23 protein-coding genes and 1 other annotated feature are annotated in these 23,474 nt (G+C 33.5%); of the genes, 20 read left to right on the top strand and 3 right to left on the bottom strand.

Annotated features, from left to right (window positions below; translation table 11 throughout):
• Window positions 1–11 precede the first annotated feature (11 nt).
• Window positions 12–662, top strand: coding sequence for an HAD family hydrolase (locus AMD00_RS04260; RefSeq protein WP_053415832.1), 651 nt, complete (start codon window positions 12–14; stop codon window positions 660–662).
• A 97-nt stretch (window positions 663–759) separates the two neighbouring features.
• On the opposite strand, the gene AMD00_RS04255 is transcribed toward AMD00_RS04260, so the two are convergent.
• The gene (locus tag AMD00_RS04255; protein WP_053415831.1) at window positions 760–1,263 is read right to left on the bottom strand and encodes a hypothetical protein; all 504 of its coding nucleotides are present in this window, start codon (window positions 1,261–1,263) and stop codon (window positions 760–762) included.
• A 283-nt stretch (window positions 1,264–1,546) separates the two neighbouring features.
• Here AMD00_RS04255 and AMD00_RS04250 point away from each other — a divergent pair, with 283 nt between their 5' ends.
• Together AMD00_RS04250 and AMD00_RS04245 are read left to right on the top strand one after the other, a co-directional pair.
• On the top strand, window positions 1,547–1,882 hold the full coding sequence (locus AMD00_RS04250) for an ArsR/SmtB family transcription factor (RefSeq protein ID WP_053415830.1): 336 nt from the start codon (window positions 1,547–1,549) through the stop codon (window positions 1,880–1,882).
• Between the two features lie 30 nt (window positions 1,883–1,912).
• Window positions 1,913–2,911: an NADP-dependent oxidoreductase gene (locus tag AMD00_RS04245; protein WP_053415829.1), complete on the top strand. Its 999-nt coding sequence runs from the start codon at window positions 1,913–1,915 to the stop codon at window positions 2,909–2,911.
• 254 nt (window positions 2,912–3,165) lie between these two features.
• On the opposite strand, the gene AMD00_RS04240 is transcribed toward AMD00_RS04245, so the two are convergent.
• On the bottom strand, window positions 3,166–3,444 hold the full coding sequence (locus AMD00_RS04240; RefSeq protein WP_053415828.1) for a hypothetical protein: 279 nt from the start codon (window positions 3,442–3,444) through the stop codon (window positions 3,166–3,168).
• 623 nt (window positions 3,445–4,067) lie between these two features.
• Between AMD00_RS04240 and AMD00_RS04235 the strand changes: the two genes are divergently transcribed.
• Together AMD00_RS04235 and AMD00_RS04230 are read left to right on the top strand one after the other, a co-directional pair.
• Entirely contained in the window at window positions 4,068–4,952 is an 885-nt protein-coding gene (locus tag AMD00_RS04235) for a phosphotransferase family protein (protein ID WP_053415827.1), read from the top strand.
• A 166-nt stretch (window positions 4,953–5,118) separates the two neighbouring features.
• Window positions 5,119–6,357: an MFS transporter gene (locus AMD00_RS04230; RefSeq protein WP_053415826.1), complete on the top strand. Its 1,239-nt coding sequence runs from the start codon at window positions 5,119–5,121 to the stop codon at window positions 6,355–6,357.
• 98 nt (window positions 6,358–6,455) lie between these two features.
• Here AMD00_RS04230 and AMD00_RS04225 read toward each other — a convergent pair whose 3' ends face one another.
• Window positions 6,456–7,496, bottom strand: a complete 1,041-nt coding sequence (locus AMD00_RS04225; protein ID WP_053415825.1) for an LCP family protein — start codon at window positions 7,494–7,496, stop codon at window positions 6,456–6,458.
• A gap of 489 nt (window positions 7,497–7,985) precedes the next feature.
• Here AMD00_RS04225 and AMD00_RS04220 point away from each other — a divergent pair, with 489 nt between their 5' ends.
• The 15 genes from AMD00_RS04220 to AMD00_RS04150 all read left to right on the top strand — a co-directional run bounded on the left by AMD00_RS04220 (window position 7,986) and on the right by AMD00_RS04150 (window position 23,260).
• Window positions 7,986–8,459 carry an NUDIX hydrolase gene (locus tag AMD00_RS04220; RefSeq protein WP_053415824.1) on the top strand — a complete coding sequence of 158 codons (474 nt, stop codon included), beginning with the start codon at window positions 7,986–7,988 and terminating at the stop codon, window positions 8,457–8,459.
• 54 nt (window positions 8,460–8,513) lie between these two features.
• Window positions 8,514–9,107 carry a protein kinase family protein gene (locus AMD00_RS04215; protein ID WP_053415823.1) on the top strand — a complete coding sequence of 198 codons (594 nt, stop codon included), beginning with the start codon at window positions 8,514–8,516 and terminating at the stop codon, window positions 9,105–9,107.
• Window positions 9,108–9,155: 48 nt separating this feature from the next.
• Complete coding sequence (locus AMD00_RS22750; protein ID WP_169786310.1) at window positions 9,156–9,563, top strand: hypothetical protein; 408 nt, start codon at window positions 9,156–9,158, stop codon at window positions 9,561–9,563.
• A gap of 33 nt (window positions 9,564–9,596) precedes the next feature.
• A complete protein-coding gene (locus AMD00_RS22745) occupies window positions 9,597–10,016 on the top strand; it encodes a hypothetical protein (protein WP_169786309.1) in 420 nt (139 codons plus the stop codon).
• A gap of 109 nt (window positions 10,017–10,125) precedes the next feature.
• Entirely contained in the window at window positions 10,126–10,989 is an 864-nt protein-coding gene (locus tag AMD00_RS04205) for an AraC family transcriptional regulator (RefSeq protein WP_053415822.1), read from the top strand.
• Window positions 10,990–11,069: 80 nt separating this feature from the next.
• Window positions 11,070–11,615: a GNAT family N-acetyltransferase gene (locus AMD00_RS04200; protein WP_053415821.1), complete on the top strand. Its 546-nt coding sequence runs from the start codon at window positions 11,070–11,072 to the stop codon at window positions 11,613–11,615.
• A gap of 53 nt (window positions 11,616–11,668) precedes the next feature.
• Window positions 11,669–12,130, top strand: coding sequence for a DinB family protein (locus tag AMD00_RS04195; RefSeq protein ID WP_053415820.1), 462 nt, complete (start codon window positions 11,669–11,671; stop codon window positions 12,128–12,130).
• Window positions 12,131–12,317: 187 nt separating this feature from the next.
• On the top strand, window positions 12,318–13,190 hold the full coding sequence (locus tag AMD00_RS04190; protein ID WP_053415819.1) for a YitT family protein: 873 nt from the start codon (window positions 12,318–12,320) through the stop codon (window positions 13,188–13,190).
• Window positions 13,191–13,486: 296 nt separating this feature from the next.
• Window positions 13,487–14,173 (top strand): MBL fold metallo-hydrolase, encoded by a 687-nt coding sequence (locus AMD00_RS04185; protein WP_053415818.1) that lies wholly within the window; start codon window positions 13,487–13,489, stop codon window positions 14,171–14,173.
• A 311-nt stretch (window positions 14,174–14,484) separates the two neighbouring features.
• Window positions 14,485–14,718: a binding site (T-box leader), on the top strand.
• Window positions 14,719–14,805: 87 nt separating this feature from the next.
• Window positions 14,806–16,167, top strand: a complete 1,362-nt coding sequence (locus tag AMD00_RS04180; protein ID WP_053416780.1) for a sodium-dependent transporter — start codon at window positions 14,806–14,808, stop codon at window positions 16,165–16,167.
• A 290-nt stretch (window positions 16,168–16,457) separates the two neighbouring features.
• Window positions 16,458–17,039: a TetR/AcrR family transcriptional regulator gene (locus tag AMD00_RS04175; RefSeq protein ID WP_053415817.1), complete on the top strand. Its 582-nt coding sequence runs from the start codon at window positions 16,458–16,460 to the stop codon at window positions 17,037–17,039.
• 29 nt (window positions 17,040–17,068) lie between these two features.
• Window positions 17,069–18,385: a cytosine permease gene (locus AMD00_RS04170; RefSeq protein ID WP_053415816.1), complete on the top strand. Its 1,317-nt coding sequence runs from the start codon at window positions 17,069–17,071 to the stop codon at window positions 18,383–18,385.
• 18 nt (window positions 18,386–18,403) lie between these two features.
• Window positions 18,404–19,492, top strand: coding sequence for a DUF917 domain-containing protein (locus tag AMD00_RS04165; RefSeq protein ID WP_053415815.1), 1,089 nt, complete (start codon window positions 18,404–18,406; stop codon window positions 19,490–19,492).
• Window positions 19,492–21,060, top strand: coding sequence for an ROK family protein (locus tag AMD00_RS04160; protein WP_211258606.1), 1,569 nt, complete (start codon window positions 19,492–19,494; stop codon window positions 21,058–21,060). The genes AMD00_RS04165 and AMD00_RS04160 overlap by 1 nt, the downstream gene beginning before the upstream one ends.
• An 847-nt stretch (window positions 21,061–21,907) precedes the next feature.
• Window positions 21,908–23,260, top strand: a complete 1,353-nt coding sequence (locus AMD00_RS04150) for a PepSY-associated TM helix domain-containing protein (protein WP_053415812.1) — start codon at window positions 21,908–21,910, stop codon at window positions 23,258–23,260.
• The last annotated feature ends 214 nt before the right edge of the window (window positions 23,261–23,474 follow it).

The following is a 23,474-nucleotide window of genomic DNA, read 5'->3' as shown; positions in this document are numbered from 1 at the left end:
GAGTGGAACGAATGAATTACCAATATATATTATTTGATTTAGATGGAACATTAACGGATCCAAAAGTCGGAATTACTAAAAGTGTCGCATACGCTTTAGATAAGATGAATATTGAAGTAGTTGATTACCCAAAATTAGATTTATTCATTGGACCACCTTTGCAAGAATCTTTTCAAGCTTATTACGGTTTAAATGAACAAGAAGCTAATGAAGCAATCGGATATTATCGTGAAAGATTTAAACAGCATGGCTTATATGAAAATGAGGTCTATCCTGGAATCGAAATACTTCTTGAAACTCTGAAGAAAAAAGGAAAAACATTAGCTGTTGCCACATCTAAACCAACTGTCTTTGCTGAGAAAATATTGCAGCATTTTAAACTGGCTCAATATTTTGATGTAATAGTAGGAAGTAATTTAGATGGTACTAGAATTGCAAAGGCTGAAGTAATTCATGAAGTGCTTTTACAACTATCATCTCCAGATAAAAGTGAAGTCATAATGATTGGTGACCGTAAGCATGATCTAATCGGGGCGAAGAAGGAAGGCATAGCTAATTTAGGAGTCCTTTATGGGTACGGTAGTAATGACGAATTAGCATTAGAGGAACCAACTTATATTGTAAGTAATATAGAAGAATTGGACTCTATATTAACTAATTAACAGGTAAAAACGCTTGGATAGTCTTCCAAGCGTTTTCATGTGTTTTATAAGACAAATTCTATTATAAAATGTGCAAGTAAATTCCCTAGAGTACTAATTATTCATATCCACCTGTAGCTTCTGGAAGCTTTTGATATTCAACTTTGTTTTGAACTATATTTCGTATGTAATTTCGTAAATCAATCAGTTTATTTTCAGCATTTGCTTTTTCGCAATATGCTCCAGAAATGTAAGGTGTTATTTTCTCACCATTAATAGTGATTTTCCATTCATCTTCACTATAGGGTTTTGTCATACACTCAGTTCTAGGGGTTAACTCTTTCAACCTTATTATATTGATGTTTTTCATTTTCTCATAAATTTTCTCCTTTTCTTCTATTGAAAGAGGGAGATTTATTGTTGCTGTTCCATCATCTACTAAATCCTTCGTAACCTTATCTTCATAAGTATCGATTTCATTCTTTTTTCCAACACCGAATTTGACTGAAAAATCAAAGTCACTAGGCATTTTTTCAGGCATCACATCTTTTGTATTATTATTTAATCCACAACCAAATAAGAAAAATGTGAAAATAAATAGCAGAAACTTTCCTTGCTTCACGTAATCCCTCCTCATCAATCATTAATTTTGCTTGTCATTAAGTTGAATTCTGAGTATTAATATTTTGTTTAGTCTTTTAATTAAAATTCTACAGATATTCAAAAATCCCTTTCAATTGATGGATTTCTATCTTATATGGCTAGTTTTTAAATCCTATGAGATATAGTTCGTCTCGATTTTCTTTCCCAATATTGCATAGATAGTTTCTATTGTTTATTCTTATACTCATTACAGTGGTTGATTTGTTTAAACTAGTTGTTGGATCATCGGAGGTCTTAGATAGATGAATAAAAATTATCAATTAAAGCTAATTAAAGAAGATTTTATTAATTGTCAGAAAGTACTATTGGCAATTGGTGATGAAACTCGTCAATCTATCTTGTTAGTTCTAATGGGAACCGATTGTAAAAATGGATTACGTGTAGGTGAAATCACTCAACAAACACATCTTTCTCGTCCTGCCGTTTCACATCATCTACGGGTATTGAGAGAAGCAGGTATTATTATTATGCGTAAAGAGGGCACAAAAAACTTTTATTATATTGATGTTAGTACAAAAATAAGTTTATTAAAGAATCTTATAAATGATATTGAAAAGTTGATCATTGAAACTAAGTAATAGATTAGATTTTACGTGGAGGTATATGCAATGAAAGCAATGGTTATAGATAGATACGGGAAAGTACCAATACATTTAACAGATATGCCTCTACCTGAAATTGGCGATTACGAGGTGCTCACGGAAATCCAGGCCGCTAGCATTAACCCAATAGACTTTAAAATCCGTGATGGAAAAGTGAAATTATTGACTAAATATAAAATGCCACTTATTTTAGGGAATGACTTTTCGGGTGTAGTAGTTAAGGTTGGGGCAAAAGTGACTCGTTTTACAGTTGGAGACGAAATATATGGACGCCCACGAAAAAGTAAAATTGGAACTTTTGCAGAATTTTTAGCAATTCATGAAAACGACATAGCTTTAAAGCCTAAAAATTTGAGCTTTGAGGAAGCTGCATCGATTCCACTTGTGGGCCTTACCTCATACCAAGCATTGCATGACATAATACAATTACAAAAGGGACAAAAAATACTGATTCAAGCTGGGGCAGGTGGTGTAGGTACATTTGCAATTCAACTGGCCAAATTAATGGGGGCTACTGTTGCAACGACCACTAGTGATGCGGGTATGAATTTAGTGAAATCTTTGGGTGCAGATGAGATTATTAATTACAAGACTGAAAAGTTTGAAGATAGACTAAACAATTATGATGCCGTTTTTGATACACTTGGGGGAAAGGTACTAGAAAAATCATTCAATGTTATAAAAGACGGAGGGAAAATTGTTTCTGTTTCGGGTTTACCAAATGCTCGTTTTGCTAGAGAATATGGTTTAGGATTCTTTAAAACGATGTTGTTTTCAGCAGCAAGTTACAAACTTACTACACTTGAAAAAAAACATAATGCTCAATATACGTTTTTATATATGAAACCAAATGGCGATCAATTAAGTACTATTGCAAACATTATTGAATCTGGAGGAATCACTCCTGTAATTGATAAAGTTTTTAGTTTTGAAGATACTCAAAAGGCAATGGAATATTCGGAACTAGGAAGAGCTAAAGGGAAAATAATTGTTAAAATTAAATAGTTTATAATTAAGCAAAACATAAATATTAACCTTGCTGAGTGTATATTTTGTGAATTTATGTACTTAAGCTAATGGGGGATTGTGCCCGCTAAGAATTAAACAACTTTATTAACTTTTTACGAAGGAATTTTGTATAAATCAATACGATATTATATAACAAATAAAAGCCTTATTACATGTCAAATGTAGTAAGGCTTTTGCTTTTTATAGCATAATTAAACAATAGAGTTTAGGGTTACTGTTTTATATCACCGTTAATAAGAGGTATCTTTCTTGAAATAATTGAGTATCAAAGTGATTACTCCAATAAGTATCATCATAACTATTGCCAAGGCCATAACAGAAAGACCAATTATTCCGTATCCCATCTTGCCCCAATTATCAATAGGAAGAAAACCAGTTACTACAATAAGGACTATTCCAATTTCGAATAATATAAACGCATAAATGTACTTACCCATTCGTTTTATGAAAAATACGCCAATTAAACTTATAGCAAATATAATGATGGCGTAAAATTGAGCGATTGACATTTATGATGAGACCTCCTAAATTGATTATAATGGAAAAATTATCCTAAATTAAAATTATCATATATTAAATAAGAAAGTCAAAGTTGTAAAGATAACATTGTGGGAGGTTCTCGAGTAGCGCTAAAGGAAGACTGAGCAGCGCTAAAAGGAGCTCGGGAAGCACCAAAGAATCCGCGAGTAACGCTAAAGGAAGCTCGAGAAGCGCCAAAGTCGGTGAGTAGCGCTAAAAAGAGCACGAGCAGCGCCAAAGAGTCCCCGAGTAGCGCTAAAAGAAGGCCGAGCAGCGCCAAAGAGCCCGCGAGCAGCGCTAAAAAGAGCTCGAGAAGCGCTAAAACCTGCGAGTAGCGCTAAAGCCCGCGAGTAGCGCTAAAAAGAGCTCCAGTAGTGCCAAAGAATCCGCGAGCAGCGCTAAAAAAGAGCTCGCGAGTAGCGCCAAAACCTGCGAGTAGCGCCAAAGAGCCCACGAGCAGCGCTAAAAGAAGCCCGAGCAGCGCCAAAACCTCGAGTAGCGCTAAATGATCCACCACCAATACTTAAACTAATTGAGATATAATAGATATGAACTAAAATATTGTTTAAATTTGTATATATCATAACTGTACTACATTCAAAAGGAGGATTTTATGCAGAGCACACAATTACAAACTGTAATGGATCATTTTAAATTAAATATCAAATCCATAGAAAATGTCCCGGAGTCTTTTAGTTCAGAGGTGTATAAGCTTGGTTTGACGAACAATGAGAATGTGTATATTAAAATCCCATTCACAAAAGATAAACTGTTCCGTGAGTATACGATTCTAAAAAAGATAGAGTCGGATTTGCCTGTTCCTCGTGTGTTAGATTATTGGGTAGGTGATGAAGCGGATAGTGGAGCTTTGCTACTTTCAGAGATAAAGGGTGTACCTTGTACAAGCAACGTTGATACTCAGCTTGCTTACCAAATCGGCCTAAATCATGCACAGCTTCATGAAGCGAGTTTCCAAAGTTATGGGTATGAAGAACAAAATGGATTTCAATATCTTGAGAAAAATGACTGGAGATTATATATAAAAAATCTATTTAATCAATACTTAGTTCAATGTGGGGAACTCTTACCTACAGAGCTCATTGAAAAAAGTGAAAATAAATTCAACGAGATGTTCAAAGCTTTACCCCAACCAGATGGTCCTTGCCTAGTGCATCTAGATTTTCGTCCAGGCAATATATTAATCAACGACTCCGGAGTAGCCGGCATCATTGATTTCGAAAGTTCAAGAGCAGGTTCTACGGAAATAGATTTCACTAAGATAAATAGAGATATTTGGAGTAACCACCCTGGAACTCGAGATGCATATATGCAGGGGTATGAGAGTATCCGTCCAATCATTGATTTAGACAAAATACTTCCGTTCTATTCCTTATTAGATGCGATTGGATCAATTGCTTGGTGTAGTAGGAGAGGGATAGTGAAACATAATGATTTTTATGATGAAAGTGTCAATATATTAAAGAATTCGATGGTGTAATTATTTCAAAACCACTAAAATAATTTCTATATTTTCAGTCAATTGGATGAGTTGAAATTCGAACTTATGATTGAATTTGAAATTGGAATTTTCCATTATAGTAAAAGTACTAAATAGACGGGGAGTTTTTGGGACTTAACTCTCTAGATAAAAGGGGTACACTATCATGGGAAATTTATATAATGATTCTCGTTTTCGATTGATTATTTTTGCTAATATTGCTTCTTCAATTGGTTCAGGTATTACGATGATCGCTATACCATGGATGCTAGTATCTAGTGATAATGGAAATACAGTGTTTGGTTACATATCTATATGCATGACAATTATTAACTTTCTAATTACGCCATTTATAGGGAACCTAGTCGACAAGATGAATCGGAAGAAAATCCTTTTAATTAGTGAATTTGTATGCTTTCTATTTTTAATGCTTTTCACATTAATAGGATTTATCGGTTTACCTTATGAGGTATGGCAGTACACGATTATTTATATGATAGGAAGTTTATATTACACCATCTATTTTCCTACTATGTTTGCTTTAAATCAAGAAATTTTTAATAAAGATCAATACAAAGCATTGAATGGTACGATGGAAGTTCAGAGTCAGCTTTCAAGTATGATAGCGGGAGCATTAGCGAGCATTTTATTAGTGAAATGGGATTTGCACTATATTTTGTTACTTGATGTCCTTTCATATGCTGCAGCTATCTACTTTTATATGAAACTTCCCTATATGGGGAAACCAATAGATAAAAAAGGGGAAACGAATAAAACAAGAGTTAGTGAAGGATTAAGATATATGATGATTCGTCCTACTATGTTCGTGTTTTTAGTATTCTCGATAATGCCCTTTATTGGTGTGATGATCACGAACTATTTGTTTCCGGTTTATTTAAGGGATGTATTAAAGGCTTCAGCAAGTGCTTATGGGATTGAAAGTATGATTTATGCATTCGGCGCAATTATTGCTGGGATGTTTGTACCCATTCTCGCGAGAAAAATAGGAAATGAAAAGACAATAATTGTTAGTGTTATTACTTATACCATTGCTATTTCATTGATTGTTCTAGTAAATCTACCCGTGTATTTATCGCTTATGTTTTTTATTGCAGTAGGAAATAGTGGAGCACGAGTTGCTAGAAACACTTTCTTGATGGACCAAATTCCTAATGAAATCATAGGAAGAGTGGATAGTTTATTCCGTTCAATTGGGTTATTGTTTAGGATCGTCTTACTTGCTCTCTTTACTCAGTTAGTATCTTCAGATTTAATCATATACTGCTTTATTATCCTTAGTGGGCTATTGATTGTAGCTTCTGGATTCGTGGTTCTTTCTTGGAAAAAGGGCTTTCAATTAAAGGGTGATCGAAAGATAGAGTTGAGCAAGGGGGAAACAACTTAATAAGTTCGTCTCTCAACATAAAACAACCTGTCACCGACTTCACATCGACGACAGGTTGTTTAATTTTATAATAATCGAATATAACAATCAGATACTATTTATTCTACGAAATCAGCATTAGTAATGAAGTTTTTCTCATTATTTAACTGGAGTATATTACGTAATTTTTTGCTGACTTTCTTTAGACTTTTCTCTTCAGGTATATAGTAGAAGCTTCCGTCGACTCTTCTATCAGTACCTTTAATTGCTATCGTTTTTATTGATAAATCGCTTGATTTTGAATATTTTTTTTGCAGTGCATAAATTTCTTTTAACGATAAATTTGTCTCTACATTTTTGCCAAGAATATCTGTTAATTGACCAATCTTAAAAATTGTTCCTGCTGATATTGCTTGGTCAATCGTTGCTTTTAAGAACTGTCTTTGTCTTTCTTCGCGGGAATATATAGCATTTTCAGCTCTTTTTCGCATCCTTACAAAAGCAAGTGACTCTTCACCAGTTAAGTGAGATTTTCCCTCATTAAAATCTATCTTTGATCCATCATAAATATTTTCTTCCCAAAAACCTGTTTTTATATCTATAGAAACTCCGCCAAGAGCATCCACTATGTCACGAAATCCTTCGAAGTTAATTGCAATAAAGTTATCTATTGGAATGTTAAGGAACTTTTCAACAGTTTCTATTTGAAGTTTAACTGCTCCGTATCCTGTAATATCTCCATATGTATAAGCTGAATTCATTTTATGAATACCTGAGAATTCCCCTGCATTTTCAATATTGACCCTTGTATCCCTAGGAACGGTAACCATATTAATAACATTTGTACTAGGATCTAACGTAATAACCATTTGAGTATCTGCTCGACCATCCTTTTTTTTACTAGAATAATCTTCAATTCCTAATAACAATATTGAAATTGGATTTTCATTAAATGTCACTTCGTCTTCTCTCAGATCTGATTTATCTCCGGTTCTCTCTAAATTAACTGTTGAACTATCATAGGCATTTTTCATTTTTATAAAAACAAAACCACCATAACTAATTATGGCTAAGAATAAATATATACTGACTATTTTGACTATTTTTAATAGTTTCTTTTTAGATTTCTCTCTTTTTTGTGTATTTCTTTTCATTCTCATTGTAAGTTCCTCTCTAAATTTAATCTAAAAATTAATAGTTCTTTAAACTAACATCAATATAGATAAAATTATTATGGACCTATTATTAAGTATAACTTTAGAGTATTTTACTTTTATTGTATTTAAAGTATATCACATTTATAAATGGTGAAACATCACATTGTAGCCTACGACTAACTTCTTAATGAAAAATAAGAAGGTGAAAAATAAATGATAAGCTGAATTACCGATGGAGAGCTTGAGAACCCAGTAATAGTATTAAAATTGCCTTTTATTCATTAATAATCTCGCTCAGTCATACAGTGGTCAAGTTAGCACTATTTATAAGTTGGAAAAATAAATATTTAAAAATCCTTACATATATCTATCTAATTAACTAAAAATTAGGTTAAAATAAACTATCTATAATTAAATAGGTTTACGTAAAAATAAAAAATTTATAGGATAATTGAATGATGAAGATCAAATAAGTGTATGGGGTGATTTCATTTGGAGTATAAACCACCAAAACAGACTATCGCTGTCTCAGCTTTAGTAAAGAATGAAAAAGATGAGGTTTTATTACTTAGGACACATTGGCGTTCGGATACGTGGGAAATGCCAGGTGGAAATGTTGAAGTTGGGGAGCCATTAGATAAGGCAGTTTATAGAGAATTTTTAGAAGAGACTGGCATTGAAATACGTCCTATTGGCATAACAGGTGTCTATTTTAATGCAACAAAGCACGTTTTATCTGTTGTTTTTAAAGCAGAGTACGTTAGCGGCGAAATAAAAATTCAACCAGAAGAAATTAAAGAAGCCCAATATATTCAATTAAACGAATCTAATATAGATCAATATATAACTCGCCCACAACAAAAATCTCGTACCCTCGATGCAATGAGGGCGGAATCTTTTGTACCGTATGAAACATGGGCAGTTAATCCTGAATATAACTTATTATCAAGATTATTTAACGAATAATAGACTAATAGCGTTAATTATCTCGAATTTCAACTGATAGCGAGGACTGATTAAATGGTAAGCAGGATAATTTCAAATTGGCAACCCTATTGCATAGAAGAAAACTGCATTGGTATCGGGTCAACAAGAAAAGTATACCGAGTTGATGAGTTTGTCATTAAAGTACATTTACATCCGATAGGATACAAACAATCACTAAATGAGATTGAAATATATGAATATATGAAAGCTCGAAACGTTTCAGATTTATTAGCAGAAATGGTTTATGTCAATGAGGATATTTGTATCCAACGTTATTACGAAAATTTAGAGTTAAAAAACAATCAGACATATGAGTTAAATGTCGTTGAAGATTGTAGAATTCCCCCAAAATTGAAAGCGTTATTAAGAGAGCTCGATCAGAGGTTTGATAGTTTTGATTTAAAAGATAGTAGTAATTTTGGCTTGGACGCTGAAGGACATCTAGTATTAATAGATTTTGGTATGACAAAAAGCTTGTACGAAACGGAATGGGTACCATTAGCTGAAGCGGGAAAGTTACCGCAAATCTATTTTGAGAAGTGCCGAGTGTGCGGTATTGAAAAGGAACTGCGTATGTATGGGCAAAAAGATAAAGATAGACGTTGTTATGATTGTGGAAAGCAGTAGTTACACTAAACATTATATTGAAATGAGCGGATTCGTTTGAATTTCAACATGAAAAAGTATACCGGAAATCAGTTAAACAAAGTGAAAGATTCGATGAAATATAGCTATGAGGAGCCCTTTGTTTTACATATTGTAGAACAACAAAAATATGAGTTTGTTTATATGGCATATGAAGAAGAGAATCTTGTGGGGTTAATTGTTACTTGGAAAAGTAAATTGCATCCGAATTGCCTGTATTTTCGAGTATATGGTAACCCGTCCTCTTCTCAAAATGTGGAACTACAATTGATACAATATGTTAAGCAAAATGAGATGTTGGAGCTTCCTTTGCAAACATCTTTATGGGAAACGACAAAGAAGCAAATGGAGCTATATGAACAATTAGATTTGAATATTATTCGGAAAACATATATGCCTAAATTAGATTTAGACCAACACTTTCAAGTATTGGATTAGAGCTATTACGACTTGAAATCTTTAAAAGACATAATGGATAATCAACAACTGATGGAGCAATTAACAGCACTTGTTAAGCGGAATTATGAAGAAACGCATCTTGCAAACCCAGTGGCAGATTTGTCTTTAAAAGAATGGCAACAACTATATGATGATGCCATTTTAGAAGGCAGTTTTCTCCTTTGTAATCCAATAAATCAAAACATTATTGCGTATTCATTTTTACACGAAGCTGAGTATGAAACGGAATTGGAAATTGGGTGGAGTGGCGTAGATCAACTTGAGCATCTACCACTACTTCAAGTACTAACCTACAATCAAATCACATATGCAAAGAGAAATGGTTATGCAGCACTTATAGGTGAATTCGATACGACGAGCCCATATGCATTAGAAATTCTAGAGCTATTTCCTAATGAATCTTGTCCAGTTTGGATTACGTTTCAAGGGTGAGAGCGCCAGGTTACGTTTATACAATACATAGAATACGGTCTAATCTCAGCATAAAATGACAGGATTTAGTTAATCGTGATTGTTATTATTCAATTAAGGAGTGAGCGATATGGGTTGGGTTGAATCATTACAGAAGGCAATCGACTATATGGAAGAACATTTAACGGAGAATATATCTATTGAAGATATCGCTAGGCAAGCAAACGTTTCGGAATTTCATTTTCAACGAACATTTGCGATATTAACCGATACGTCTATAGGAGAATATCTTCGAGGAAGGAGATTAACTCTTGCTGCACATGAATTAGCCAATTCTAACTGCAAAATTATTGATGTCGCCTACAAATATGGCTACGACACTCCCGAGGCTTTTTCAAAAGCATTTCGTAGACAGCACGGTGTAACGCCGAGTGATGTACGAAAGAACATTGGAAAGCTGAAATCTTATAATCGCCTGGTCATCCAGGTTAGTCTGAAGGGAGCAACACCGATGGAATATAAAATTGTTGAACGAGACAGCTTTCAAGTTGTAGGAATCAATCGTGAATTTGCATTAAAAAATGATGAAAATCTTAAAGGCATCCCTGTATTTTGGGATGAAATCAATGCAAAAGGAACTGATGAGGCACTATTTAAGTTGAATAACGGCGAAATAACAGGTGTCTTAGGTGTATGTGTAGATAAAAGAGAGACCCAATCAGCTGAAAAAATCGACTATTGGATAGGGACAGAATATGAGGGTGGTACACCTGAAGGATTTTCAAAGTTAGAAATTCCTGCATCAAAATGGGGTGTATTCGAAGTTCGTGGACCTATGCCTGATGCAATGTCAAAAGCATGGAAACAAATATTCTCAGAATGGTTCCCGTCAAATAATTATAAACATGCAGGCACACCAGAATTAGAAGTATATACTGACGATGATCCTTTCAGTCCAGATTTGTATTCTGAGATTTGGATTCCATTAAAGTAACTAAGCTAGTTTCATTAATAAATTTTAACAGCAGAAATCAAGTGATTTCTGCTGTTTTTACAATACAGGAGGGTACTAGTATGTTTTCATACAAAATAGATAATCAAATCGATATTGTATTGTTACAGCAACATAATAAAGAAGAGTTGTACCAGCTAGTTGATACTAATAGAGAACACTTACGTAAATGGTTGCTTTGGGTAGATAGAAGAACATCAGCTGAAGATTTTGAGAAAATCATACCAATGTGGATAAACAATTATGCCAATAATAATGGTTTTGATGCAGGGATTCGATATAATGGGAAACTGGTTGGAATGATTGGACTGCATTATATAGATTGGAATAACAAATCTACTAGTCTAGGGTATTTCCTATCTGAGGAAGCTCAAGGAAAGGGAATCATAACTAAGTGTGTAAGTGCAATTGTTGACTATTTATTTAATGAAATGGATTTACATAGAATTGAAATTCAGTGTGCAGCTAATAATCATAAAAGCATCACAATTCCAAAGAGATTAGGGTTTTTTCAAGAAGGGATTAAACGTGACGGGCAATGGTTATATGACCATTATGAAGATCTTATAATTTTTAGTTTGTTAAGAAGTGATTGGGAAGAACTTTAATTAATTTGAAAACATATTAGTGTTAAAATAAATTCTTAATGGAAGTGAATAATATGAATACATATCTACAAAATACATTCCATCAAATACAATTTACGATTAATAGTATTAAAGCATTAATTGAATTGATTGATGAATCTGATTTTCAAATTGTTCCAATTGAAGGAAAGCGGACTGTAGTGGATTTAGTGAGCCATTTAGCCATTATATGCAAGGCAGATCTTCAAATAATTGGGCAAGCTTCAATGGAAGAAATGAATGCATTTTATGAACTTAATACAGTCAATAGTAAAAAGGAAATACTTGAACAATTGAATGAGGGGTATGAAGAATTAGTTTGTTATTATGAAAGTCTACCTGATGCTTTTAGTACAGCAACATCGTATTGGGGAACAACTTATAGTCAGTTTGAATGGCTATTAGAGATTTTAGCACATCTAAATCACCACCGAGCGCAATTGCATTTGTACATAACATTATTAGGGAAAGAGCCAGTTGTGATGTTATTTGAATAATAGTTACAGTTGGATTCTAATGACTAGAATATGGTTGATATTTCTAAAATGTGAAATTGTGGAATAGATTATTTTTTAGTTCTTAAAACCTATATTTAGAGACATAATAGAATAAAAAGTTATGTTTTAACGGCCCTTTTCTGTTAGAATAAGTTAGGATTTATAACAAAGAGGGAGTATAGTAAATATGATCAAAAGAAATCAGAAGAAGATAGTTATCATTGAATATATTCAAATCATGGTGGGAGCAGCGCTTGTTGGTCTTGCATTCAATATGTTTCTATTGCCCGCTAAACTTGCGGCTGGAGGAGTTTCAGGGATAAGCACCATTCTATACGAGCTGTTTCAATTTAATCCCGCTTATGTACAATGGATGATCAATATTCCTTTGTTTATCTTAGGCATTCTAGTGGTGGGGAAAGATTTTAGTTGGAAAACACTTGTCGGTACTACGTTTGTCCCATTTGTTATTTGGTTAACAGCTGGTATCCATTTACCTATTGATAATCCTTTGTTAAGTGCTATTTATGGAGGAATTATGTTAGGTGTTGGTCTTGGAATTGTATATCGAGGAAATGGATCAACGGGTGGTACAGCTTTAATAGCGCAAATATTGAAGAAATTCACGGGGATTTCAAGTGGCTTTGCACAGCTACTTGTTGATGGATTAGTGGTCATTACTTCAGCACTAGTATTTGACTTTGAATTAGCGCTTTACGCCATGATAGCCATCTATGTAACAAGTAAAGTAATCGATTTTGTGCAGCTACAAACATCACCAACGAAATTAGTATTGATTATTACCGATAAAGAAGAAGAAATCCAAACCATTATTAAGCATGAAATCAATAGAGGCTTGACGAAAATTAAGACACTCGGTGGTTATTCTAACCAAGAAAAAACAATGATTTTATGCGTAGTAGAACAATCAGAAGCAGTTTATTTCAAGAAGCTTTTATTAGATAGAGAACCCAATTCATTTGTCATTTTCCTAAATGCATCTGAAATACTTGGAAGAGGATTTTCAAAAGCAAGATTTGATGAAGATGATGTAAAATAATTTTGGGCGAGTCATAAAATAGATTAAATTTTCACCTCTTATTGTCGTTGCTTTTTACGTCAAAGGAGGTGATTTTTTTAACTTTATGAAACGCTCATAAACAGCTAAATTGATAAAATGAGTTCACCTCTTTTTTCTTATTTCATGGTAATATGTAAAAATAATCAATATTTTAAATTTAGCTCTTAAGAAAAATTTAGAGTTTGTTTTTATTGTTTTTTTCTATATCAAATATAATAAATGTAGAGCATATTCGGTTAGAGAATATCACCTATATGCAGTAATGGGGGAAGAAAATGAAGATAATAGAGCTACCAATTGAATTTGAATTTAATGGACAAAAAAATCACATTTATCCTAGTTTAATTATATTAAATGATGAACTAACTTTGGTCGATACAGGGTATACAAATTTCTTACCTTTAATTGAAAATGAAATATTAAAAAATGGATATGAAGTGAAAAATTTAAAGAATATAATTATTACTCACTATGATGATGACCATATAGGTTCCCTTTATGAATTCAAAGAAAAGTATCCTTGGATTAACATAATAGCTAGTGAAAATGAATCAAAATACATAAGTGGTGAAATGAAGTCAGAGAGATTGATTCAAGCTGAAGAAATGCTAAAGAACATGCCGAATAACGAAGTCGAATTTGGTAAATGGTTTATACAACAATTAAAGAATTTGAAGTATGTTTCAATTGATGAAAAGGTACATGATGGTGATAGGTTATTAGATGACAAATGTAGGATAATAGCTACACCGGGGCATACTTCGGGGCATATTTCATTGTATTTCCCCAGTTTGAATAGCGTAATTACTGGTGATGCAGCTGTTAATGAAAAACAGGAATTGATCATTGCAAATCCAAACTTTTGTCTAGATGTCGATAATGCACAGCAGTCGTTAAGAAAGATTAAAAATCTTAATGCTGAAACTTACTATTGTTATCATGGTGGGAAATTTTCTTTATAATTTGTGCAAACGTAAATGTTCGGCTTTCAACAATTAATTACATAACTTCAAACCTTTCTAAAACATTTCGTGGTTGTGAGGATATTGATTTTGTTATATAAAATTAAACGGCTTTATTATCTCTACACTGTAAATGATCCTTTTATTTATCGGGATAAATCACAGATTTTGAACTTAGAAAATGACTGTGAACTGTAGTTTGCAAAATAGACGCAGAGAAGTAATTAAGTTGAATAATATTAAAAGTCTGAAAAAAAGTCTTGACCTTAAGGTTTTCTCATACTATAATTTCGTTTAATATTCTAAATAGCAAATGAGCGATGACAAGAACATATTAAGCCGGGTCTCCCTGTTGACAGAGAATCAGTGGTTGGTGGAAACTGATACATAGACTTTGGTGAATTTCATTCTTAGAGCTTTTTTTATACTACAACTTAGAGATAGTAGTATAAAAACGGATTAAACCGTTATTTTACCAAGTAAGTGGGAAACTAGATATGTTTCCAATTAGGGTGGTACCGCGTGAACACAGCCACGTCCCTATCTATTAAAGATAGAGACGTGGCTTTTTTGTCTTTTTCTTCGTTTTGTATGAGGATAAGACGTAATATATATAGATTGGATTGGTTAGCATTAAAACATCAGAGCAATGGTCATCTAAGATTGGTTTTATTTTATCCGCAGCAGGCTCAGCTATAGGGGTAGGCGCAATATGGAAGCTACCCTATGTGACTGGTATCAGTGGAGGGGGAGCATTCTTCCTACTGTTTATCCTATTTTCTTTATTCATAGGTTTTCCGCTGTTGTTAGCAGAGTTTGTCATTGGTAGAAGTACGCAAAAGGAAGCAGTTAGTGCATATCGTACTTTAGCTCCAAATACTAATTGGCATTGGATTGGCAAGTTAGGGGTCTTCACTTGTTTCCTACTATTGTCTTTTTATAGTGTAATTGGTGGCTGGATTGTTATATATTTTGCAAAAGGTTTGTTTGGTGGAATTATTAGTGAAGGCGCAGATTATGCATCTGTCTTTAACGATACGATTGGAAATCCAATGTTAGTTATTGGAGCTCAATTTGTATTCTTAGCTTTCACTGTTTTAGTTGTAGCAAAAGGGATTCAAAATGGAATTGAAAAAGTAAGTAAAATTTTGATGCCCGCTTTATTTATCCTGTTTTTTGTTCTTATCATTCGTTCACTTACACTTGATAACGCTATGGAAGGTGTAAAATTCTTCTTAGCACCTGATTTTGCAAGTATCACATCTCAAAGTATTCTTTATGCAATGGGACAAGCTTTCTTCTCCCTAAGTGTCGGTGTATCAGTTATGGTTACTTATAGTTCGTATCTTTCAAAAAAAGAAAGCTTAATTCAACCGGCAATTTCAATCGTTTCAATGAATTTATTCATCGCTTTATTAGCAGGTTTAGCAATCTTCCCAGCTGTATTTTCACTAGGTCTAGAACCTGCTGAAGGACCTGGTTTGCTGTTTGTTGTATTACCTGCTGTGTTTGATCAAATCATTTTCGGAGAAGCTTTCTTATTAGGGTTTTTAGCCTTATTTTTATTTGCCACATTAACTTCGGCATTTTCTATGTTAGAAATTATTGTAGCTTCTCTAGTTAAAGGGAAAGAAGAGAAGAGAACAAAATACGCATATATTATAGGGGTTTTAATCTTCGCAGTTGGAGTACCATCAGCATTATCATATAGTGTTTTTGATAATATTATAATCTTCTCGAAGAATATATTTGATTCCGCTGATTATTTAGTTAGTAATATTTTAATGCCACTTGGCGTGTTTTTAATCTCTATTTTCGTACCACTTAAGATTAAGAAAAGTAAATTGCGAGAAGAAGTATTGCAGCATTCTAGTTTAGGGGCCACTGCATTTAACATTTGGTTCTTTATCATGAGATATATTATTCCATTAGTAATTTTCATAGTATTCCTGGATATTACGGGAATACTAGACAAAATTATCGCTATCTTTTAATAAAAAGCTGTTTTAAAAAAAGCAACAAAAGTGCTGAAGCTAGCAGAGATTCTGCTTAACTTCAGCACTTTTGTTGTTTGAGCTTAATCTCTAGTTACAACTAAGGAATCCATTTTGATTAATAATATCAAAATGGATTCTTTTAATTTGCCTTAAAAAGTAGCTTAAAGAGATATATTAAAGAAAACATATTAAATAATAGTATGAGAAATTCTATTTCAAAAAAATATTGAATATTTAGAAAACTTAAATTATAATTTACCTAACTAAATTAGTTAGGTGATGTGAACATGACGAAAAACAAAATTAAAGAAGTTGCTTGTAAACAATTAGCTGAAAAAGGGTATGAACGAGCCACACTTGCAAGTATTGCTACGGAAGTAGGTATAAAAACACCGTCCATTTATGCGTTTTATAAGGGCAAAGAAGATCTGTTTATGGCTGTATATAATGATTTGTTGGATGATCAATTTCAATTCATTAAACTGTCGATGGCAAATTTGGAGAATGCGACTGTAAAGCAATTGCTTTATCAAATGATAAAGGATGTAAGTGACTATCATTTGAGTAAACCTGAAAAAACAGCGGCATATATGAGGCTTGCTTTTTTCCTACCTCATGAATTAAACGATGACATAAAAAGAACCTTTAACGAAAAGGAGGAATTCTATTATGAAATTCTATTGGGAATTTTCACTAGAGGAATAGAGCAAGGTGTAATCAAAAGGCAACCTGTAGATGACTTAATTGCCTCGTTCCTTTGTTTAATGGATGGTATCTTTTTGGAATTGTACTATTACGAAGAAGAAAAATTCAAAAAGCGCTTTGAGCAGACGTGGAACATTTATTGGAATGGTATTTGTAAAGAATAACTGAGTGAAAAAACAAGGGGGGTACATGAATGGACGAAGGTGAAAAGGTATTAGATTACGAACGAGAAGCTGTACCGGTACATTTGCGTAAATCGTGGTTTTCCATGTTCTCTGTATTAGTTGCTATAGGTGTAGATTTAGCTTCTGTTTTATTAGGTGCTGAATTAGCAAACGGAATGGCATTAAATCAAGCTATCTTATCGGTGTGTGTAGGATCATTTCTTCTAGCTATTTTATGTTCTATTTGTGCAATCGTAGGTGCTTCAACCAATTTGTCCACTTCTATGATTACAAAGTATGTATTTGGGAAGTATGGAGCACTGGCATTTTCCCTTGTTATTGGTATCTCTTTATTAGGTTGGTTTGGTGTTCAAGTAGGTTTTTTTGCAGAAAACGCCCACACTATTTTATTAGAATCGTTTGATCTATCTATCAATGTGAAGGTACTATCTTTTATTGGTGGTATTTTGATGATGACAACTGCTGTTTATGGATTCCGTGCGATTGAAAAATTAAGTGTGTGGTCCGTGCCACTTTTATTGGGCATCATGTTAATAACCTTATTTTTAACTTTAAAAGACTACTCATTCCCTGTTGAAATTCAAAATACAGGAGCTTTTAAATTTGGTAGCGCAGTTTCCCTTGTTATCAGTATTTTTATTGTAGGTGTAACTATTTCACCGGATATTTCCAGATGGGCTAAGAGCAAAAAGGATGCTATTATCTCCACATTTTTCGGAATTTTCTTAGGTAATAGTTTTATGATCATCATAGCCATTCTGTTGACAAGCTATATCGGAACTGATGATATGATGCGAATTTTTATAATATTGGGAATGGCCATACCAGGGATTTTAGTATTAACACTGGCACAATGGACAACAAATACTACTAATCTATATTCCTCGTCTCTTGGATTTTCAATAGTGTTTCCGAAAATATCAAAAAAGTTGTTAACCATTATTCTAGGATTAATAGCAACAAGCCTGGCAGTTCTCGGTATTTTTGAACAATTTATCTCGTTCCTAAATATTTTAGCCGTAGTTCTTGCGCCAATTGGTGGAATTTATGTTTCTGAATTTTATACTGTGAAAACTGAATTTAAACGATACGAGAATCAGCAGGAGGCTCAGCCAATAGTTGCTCGTTCAATTATTGCTTGGATTATAGGAATGGTCGTTACTTATTTGACAACGGCACAACCTACGGGACTAGCGTTATTTTCTCTAACAACTGTTCCTCCTTTAGACGGCTTTTTAATAGGGTTTGTTGTACAAACGATACTAGGGAAATTATCCAATCAAAAAGATTCAATTCCTCAACTTAACATCGATAAGCAAATATGAAAAGAGGGACTTTACAAAATGAGATACATTGATGAAGAAGCTATAGAAAAAATTGCATTAGGAGCTGCTGTTCTAGGTACTGGTGGAGGTGGAGATCCCTATATTGGAAAGCTGATTGCAAAAGAAGCGATACGTAAATATGGGCCAGTTGCACTGATCTCATTAGATGAGTTAAAAGATAGTCAGATAGTGGTTCCTATATCTGGGATGGGTGCCCCCTCTGTAACGATTGAGAAAATTCCGTCAGAAATTGAATTCACTGCACCACTTGATAAGTTTGAAGAGGTGATAGGAAAAAAGGTTGACGTAGTGATGCCTATTGAGATAGGGGGTATTAACTCCCTGTTCCCTATTATTGCAGCTGCTAAAAAGGGTTTACCGTTATTAGATGCAGATGCTATGGGACGTGCCTTCCCTGAAGCCCAAATGGTCACTTTTCATCTAGATGGTTTAGAATCTTCACCTGTTACTATGTCTGATGAAAAAGGAAATGTAGTCGTATTATATCCCCGAGATGGAGTTTGGCACGAAAGACTAGCACGTGTTATTACGATAGAAATGGGAGGAAGTACTTCTATCTGTGATTATGGTTTATTAGGAAAGGAAGTAAAGCGCAGTGCTATTCCTGGAACCCTTACATTAGCTGAAACAATTGGCGGGTATCTACTTGAAAACAAAGGTAAGGAACGACAAGGTATTAATAAAATGTTAGAGGAATTAAAAGGCTATCAATTGTTTGAAGCAAAAGTTACAGACATAGAACGTAGATTAGTTGGAGGCTTTACAAGAGGAAAGGCAATATTTGAAGGCATACGAAATGAACAAGGAAGATCTTTTAGCATCGATTTTCAAAATGAGCATCTAGTGGCCAAAGAAGGCGAGCATTTATTATGTTCAACACCAGATTTAATTGCAGTATTAGATGCAGAGACTGGTTTTCCTATAACAACAGAGCGGATGAAATATGGAGCCCGAGTAGTGGTTGTAGCCTTTCCATGTCATAGTAAATGGAGAACTAAAAAGGGTATTGAAACAGTAGGACCATATTATTTTGGATATGATTTTGAGTATCGGCCAGTTGAAGAGTTACAAAAGGAGAGAGTATAATGTATCGCTTAGGATTGGATGTTGGTGGAACTAATACGGATGCAGCATTAATAGATGAAGATTTAAAAGTTTTTCATACGGTGAAAGTACCAACTACTAAAGACGTGGAAAGTGGAATCATCGACGCAATTGCAAAAGTGGTGAGAGAAAGTAAAGTGGATAGTAACAATATTAAATATGCCATGCTTGGTACTACCCATTGTACAAATGCCATCGTCGAGCGTAAACGTTTAGATAAAGTTGGTGTTATAAGAATTGGCAGGCCAGCTACAACAGCCATTCCTCCGTTTACTAATTGGCCAAAAGACATAAGAGAAAAAATTGAAGTAGCATCTATCATTGTTTCAGGTGGATATGAATTTGATGGACGTTTAATAGCTGAGTTGGATAAAGAAGAAGTGTCTAAGTTTTGTAGAGAAATCAGTGGTAAAGCAGAAAGTATTGCTATTTCAGGTGTATATGCCCCAGTAAATAAAGAACAAGAGGAAATAGTGGCAGCTTGGGTAAGAGAAGAGCTTGGAGATATTCCTATTTCTCTATCCCATGCGATAGGCAGTATTGGCTTACTTGAACGTGAAAATGCGACGATATTAAATGCAGCATTGATGACTACAGGTCAGACTGTTATTAATGGGTTCTCTAAAGCATTAAGTAGTCTAAATATCGAAGCTGAAATGTTTTTTAGCCAAAACGATGGTACTTTAATGAATGCAGCGTATGCAGAACGCTATCCGATTCTTACGATGGGATGTGGACCTACAAACTCCATTCGAGGTTCAGCTCACCTAACAGGGTTAGATGATGCTATAGTATTGGATGTTGGGGGAACAACGAGTGACATTGGTGTACTATCAAAAGGGTTTCCTAGAGAATCTTCATTAGCAGTTATCATTGGTGGAGTAAATACGAATTTCAGAATGCCAGATATTTTATCTATTGGATTAGGTGGAGGCACTCGAATTCTTGATAATAACGAAAAAATCACTGTTGGACCAGAAAGTGTAGGTTACGAAATTACGAAAAAGGCAATAATTTTTGGTGGAGATGTACTAACCACTTCAGATATAGTGACGCGTTTAGGGTATGCCTTTGAAGATAGAGCAGAACAAGTAGAACATCTATCCACTGAATTCTGTGAAAAAGTAAATGAGCAGATGACAGAGATGTTAGAAGATGCTATTGATCAAATGAAGACGAGCTCAAAAGATGTACCACTTATTTTATCAGGTGGAGGAAGTATCATAGTTTCAAAATCATTGAAAGGGGTTTCAGAAGTCATTATGCCAGAGCACTATGGTGCTGCAAATGCTATAGGAGCTGCACTTGGTCAAGTGAGTGGGGATGTAGAAAGAATTTATAGTTTAGACAAAATGAACCGAGAAGAAGCAATAACAGATGCAAAGAATCTAGCAACTTATGAAGCATTAAAAGCAGGTGCAGATGAAAAAACAATATCAATCATTTCGATTGAAGACATCCCTCTCGCATACTTACCAGGCAACGCATTGTTAATTCGTGTGAAGGCGGTAGGAGACTTACAATATTCTAATGAATCAGTGATTATATAGTATGTAAGACTATTTGATTTACATATCTATATTGGGAATAGTTCTTCCATATAATGAACAAATAGTTAGGATAAACACATGCATTAAATAAACCAGAGTCATTTATCTAGTCTTAACTTAGATGAATGGCTTTTTTGTACTTCAAAAAAATTGTTTCAACTGCAATCTTATATCCATGGAATAGCATTATTAATACGGATGTAAATCTAACTAAGTTGCCTTTGTTTTTATATATGAATACAAACTTCTAAAAAAGACAAAATACATAAGTAATAACAGTACTATAAATCCATATAAATAATTGGTGAAATTATCAAACATAAAATCCTTTTGAGTAATTACGAAATAATTTATCATTATTAATAAAATGAAATTAAAAATAACCGAAATAATTTCTTTTTTATCCCTAAAAAAGAATGAAAATATCAAATATAATACCGACACAAGAGCAAGAATCTGCATAAAACCAAGAGCAAAATTCGCGAATTCCATATTAATTCACCCCTAAATTTATCGTATTAATCTATTAGTATTTTAGATGTATCTACTTAAACTAATATACTCATTTACACTTAATCTTGCTAAATTATTTTGAATAAAATGAGCTAAATTCTATAATGCGAAAAGGAGTAAGTGGGTCTCGTTATTGTAACATATTGGAAATATGGAGCGGTTAATGATTGTTCACATCTTAATACTCAAATCAGCTTATCAAGATGATAAAATCTATTCCAGAAAATACTTGAGACAATAAATAAAAAAGTTGAATAACTTCATTCAAATTTCACTTTTTTTTTATAGAATAGTATTGTTCTATAAAAATGGGATTATTTCTAGGAGGAAAGAAATGAATAAGGGTTTATATAATCGATTTTGGCGATGGCATTTTTATGCTGCGTTATTTATTACACCACTGCTACTTACTTTAACACTTAGTGGAATTGGTTTTTTGTTCTATACGAATGTCGAAAATAATGTATATGATGATTACTTCTTTGGTGATAGTACATATTCTGAACAGTTAACGATTGATGAGGGAATAGCTAAAGCTAAAGAACAAAATGCAGGATATTCAGTATCTAAAATCATTGTCCTTGACGATCCATATAATACACGTTTAACGATGGGCAATAAAGAAGGCGATGAAAAATATGTTTTCTTAGATGAACATAATCAAATCGTAGGGACCCAAAATGCGAAATATACATTTGCAAATATCATGCGAAATGTTCATAGTTCATTATTTGTTGGAGGAACAGTTGTCAATTATCTAGTTGAATTAGCTGCTTGTTGGGCTATATTCCTTCTAATTACAGGTGTATACATGACTTTTAAAGGGAAGGTTTTGAAGAAAAAACAAAATGCTTCTACTCGTCAAAAAAATAAGAAATGGCATGCACTTATAGGGACAATTATTACTATTCCGATGCTTGTCATTATCCTTACCGGATTACCTTGGTCGGCTTTTATGGGGAATTTTATTTATATAGCCTCACAAGAGCATCCCTCTATTGGTAATCCAGAATTACAAGTAAACCCACCTACTTCAGATATGAGTGAAATTCCGTGGGCTACTCGAAAAAATGCAGCACCGGCATCTTCTAATGATGATCCGCATGCACTTCACAAAGGTATGAATATGTCGGGAATGGATATGTCCGGAAATGAAAATATGCTAAGTGTCCAACAACTGATGAAAAAAGTTGAGAATGCTGAAATTTCTAAACCATATTCAATTGTCTACCCTTCAACTGAAGATGGAGTTTATACAGTTGCTAAAAGTAGTAACACAGGCGTAACTGGATTAGATGTAAGTCCTTACGATGAAATGACATCATACTTTGATCATTATAATGGGAAGTTGATCGCAAAAGTCGGCTATGATGACTATGGTATCTTAGCTAAGTGGTTTACTTGGGGAATTCCTTTACATGAAGGGCATTTATTTGGATGGCCAAATAAAATTATTAATTTAATTGTATGTCTTGCCTTTGTTTTCGTCATTTTTTGGGGTATTAAAACTTGGCTATCTCGCAAAAAGAAAGGTGAGTTTTCTGCACCGCCTAACACTTCAAAAGGTGTTTCTGTTGGATTTATAATCATCATGATTTTGCTGGGTATTGTTATGCCACTATTCGGTATCTCACTACTTCTAGTAATACTATTAGAAATGTTCATGATGGTAAAACAGAAGATATGAAATACGTGTATCAATTTCTGAACATTGAAGTGAAGAAAAAATTGATGTACATTTACTAACTATTTCTTATTTATGGATAACACAGTAATTGAAAGAATTATTAATATAGAAATAGAAAACCTTCAAAGTTAATAACTTGAAGGTTTTTTTCTATTTTACGAAGCTTTTTAATTGATCTACCAGTGTTCAATTTGTAGTTAATAAAAAATTACAT

Source organism: Viridibacillus arvi (assembly GCF_001274945.1).
Taxonomy (GTDB): domain Bacteria; phylum Bacillota; class Bacilli; order Bacillales_A; family Planococcaceae; genus Viridibacillus; species Viridibacillus arvi.
Note: the sequence above shows the minus strand (reverse complement) of the source record. Positions and strands in the feature narration are given on the sequence as shown.

Excerpts from the sequence above, each read along its gene's own strand:
- AMD00_RS04260 (WP_053415832.1), top strand. The coding sequence starts at position 12 with ATGAATTACCAATATATATTATTTGATTTAGATGGAACATTAACGGAT.
- AMD00_RS04250 (WP_053415830.1), top strand. The coding sequence starts at position 1,547 with ATGAATAAAAATTATCAATTAAAGCTAATTAAAGAAGATTTTATTAAT.
- AMD00_RS04245 (WP_053415829.1), top strand. The coding sequence starts at position 1,913 with ATGAAAGCAATGGTTATAGATAGATACGGGAAAGTACCAATACATTTA.
- AMD00_RS04240 (WP_053415828.1), bottom strand. The coding sequence starts at position 3,444 with ATGTCAATCGCTCAATTTTACGCCATCATTATATTTGCTATAAGTTTA.
- AMD00_RS04235 (WP_053415827.1), top strand. The coding sequence starts at position 4,068 with ATGCAGAGCACACAATTACAAACTGTAATGGATCATTTTAAATTAAAT.
- AMD00_RS04230 (WP_053415826.1), top strand. The coding sequence starts at position 5,119 with ATGGGAAATTTATATAATGATTCTCGTTTTCGATTGATTATTTTTGCT.
- AMD00_RS04225 (WP_053415825.1), bottom strand. The coding sequence starts at position 7,496 with ATGAGAATGAAAAGAAATACACAAAAAAGAGAGAAATCTAAAAAGAAA.
- AMD00_RS04215 (WP_053415823.1), top strand. The coding sequence starts at position 8,514 with ATGGTAAGCAGGATAATTTCAAATTGGCAACCCTATTGCATAGAAGAA.
- AMD00_RS22750 (WP_169786310.1), top strand. The coding sequence starts at position 9,156 with ATGAAAAAGTATACCGGAAATCAGTTAAACAAAGTGAAAGATTCGATG.
- AMD00_RS22745 (WP_169786309.1), top strand. The coding sequence starts at position 9,597 with ATGGATAATCAACAACTGATGGAGCAATTAACAGCACTTGTTAAGCGG.
- AMD00_RS04205 (WP_053415822.1), top strand. The coding sequence starts at position 10,126 with ATGGGTTGGGTTGAATCATTACAGAAGGCAATCGACTATATGGAAGAA.
- AMD00_RS04200 (WP_053415821.1), top strand. The coding sequence starts at position 11,070 with ATGTTTTCATACAAAATAGATAATCAAATCGATATTGTATTGTTACAG.
- AMD00_RS04195 (WP_053415820.1), top strand. The coding sequence starts at position 11,669 with ATGAATACATATCTACAAAATACATTCCATCAAATACAATTTACGATT.
- AMD00_RS04190 (WP_053415819.1), top strand. The coding sequence starts at position 12,318 with ATGATCAAAAGAAATCAGAAGAAGATAGTTATCATTGAATATATTCAA.
- AMD00_RS04185 (WP_053415818.1), top strand. The coding sequence starts at position 13,487 with ATGAAGATAATAGAGCTACCAATTGAATTTGAATTTAATGGACAAAAA.
- AMD00_RS04175 (WP_053415817.1), top strand. The coding sequence starts at position 16,458 with ATGACGAAAAACAAAATTAAAGAAGTTGCTTGTAAACAATTAGCTGAA.
- AMD00_RS04170 (WP_053415816.1), top strand. The coding sequence starts at position 17,069 with ATGGACGAAGGTGAAAAGGTATTAGATTACGAACGAGAAGCTGTACCG.
- AMD00_RS04165 (WP_053415815.1), top strand. The coding sequence starts at position 18,404 with ATGAGATACATTGATGAAGAAGCTATAGAAAAAATTGCATTAGGAGCT.
- AMD00_RS04160 (WP_211258606.1), top strand. The coding sequence starts at position 19,492 with ATGTATCGCTTAGGATTGGATGTTGGTGGAACTAATACGGATGCAGCA.
- AMD00_RS04150 (WP_053415812.1), top strand. The coding sequence starts at position 21,908 with ATGAATAAGGGTTTATATAATCGATTTTGGCGATGGCATTTTTATGCT.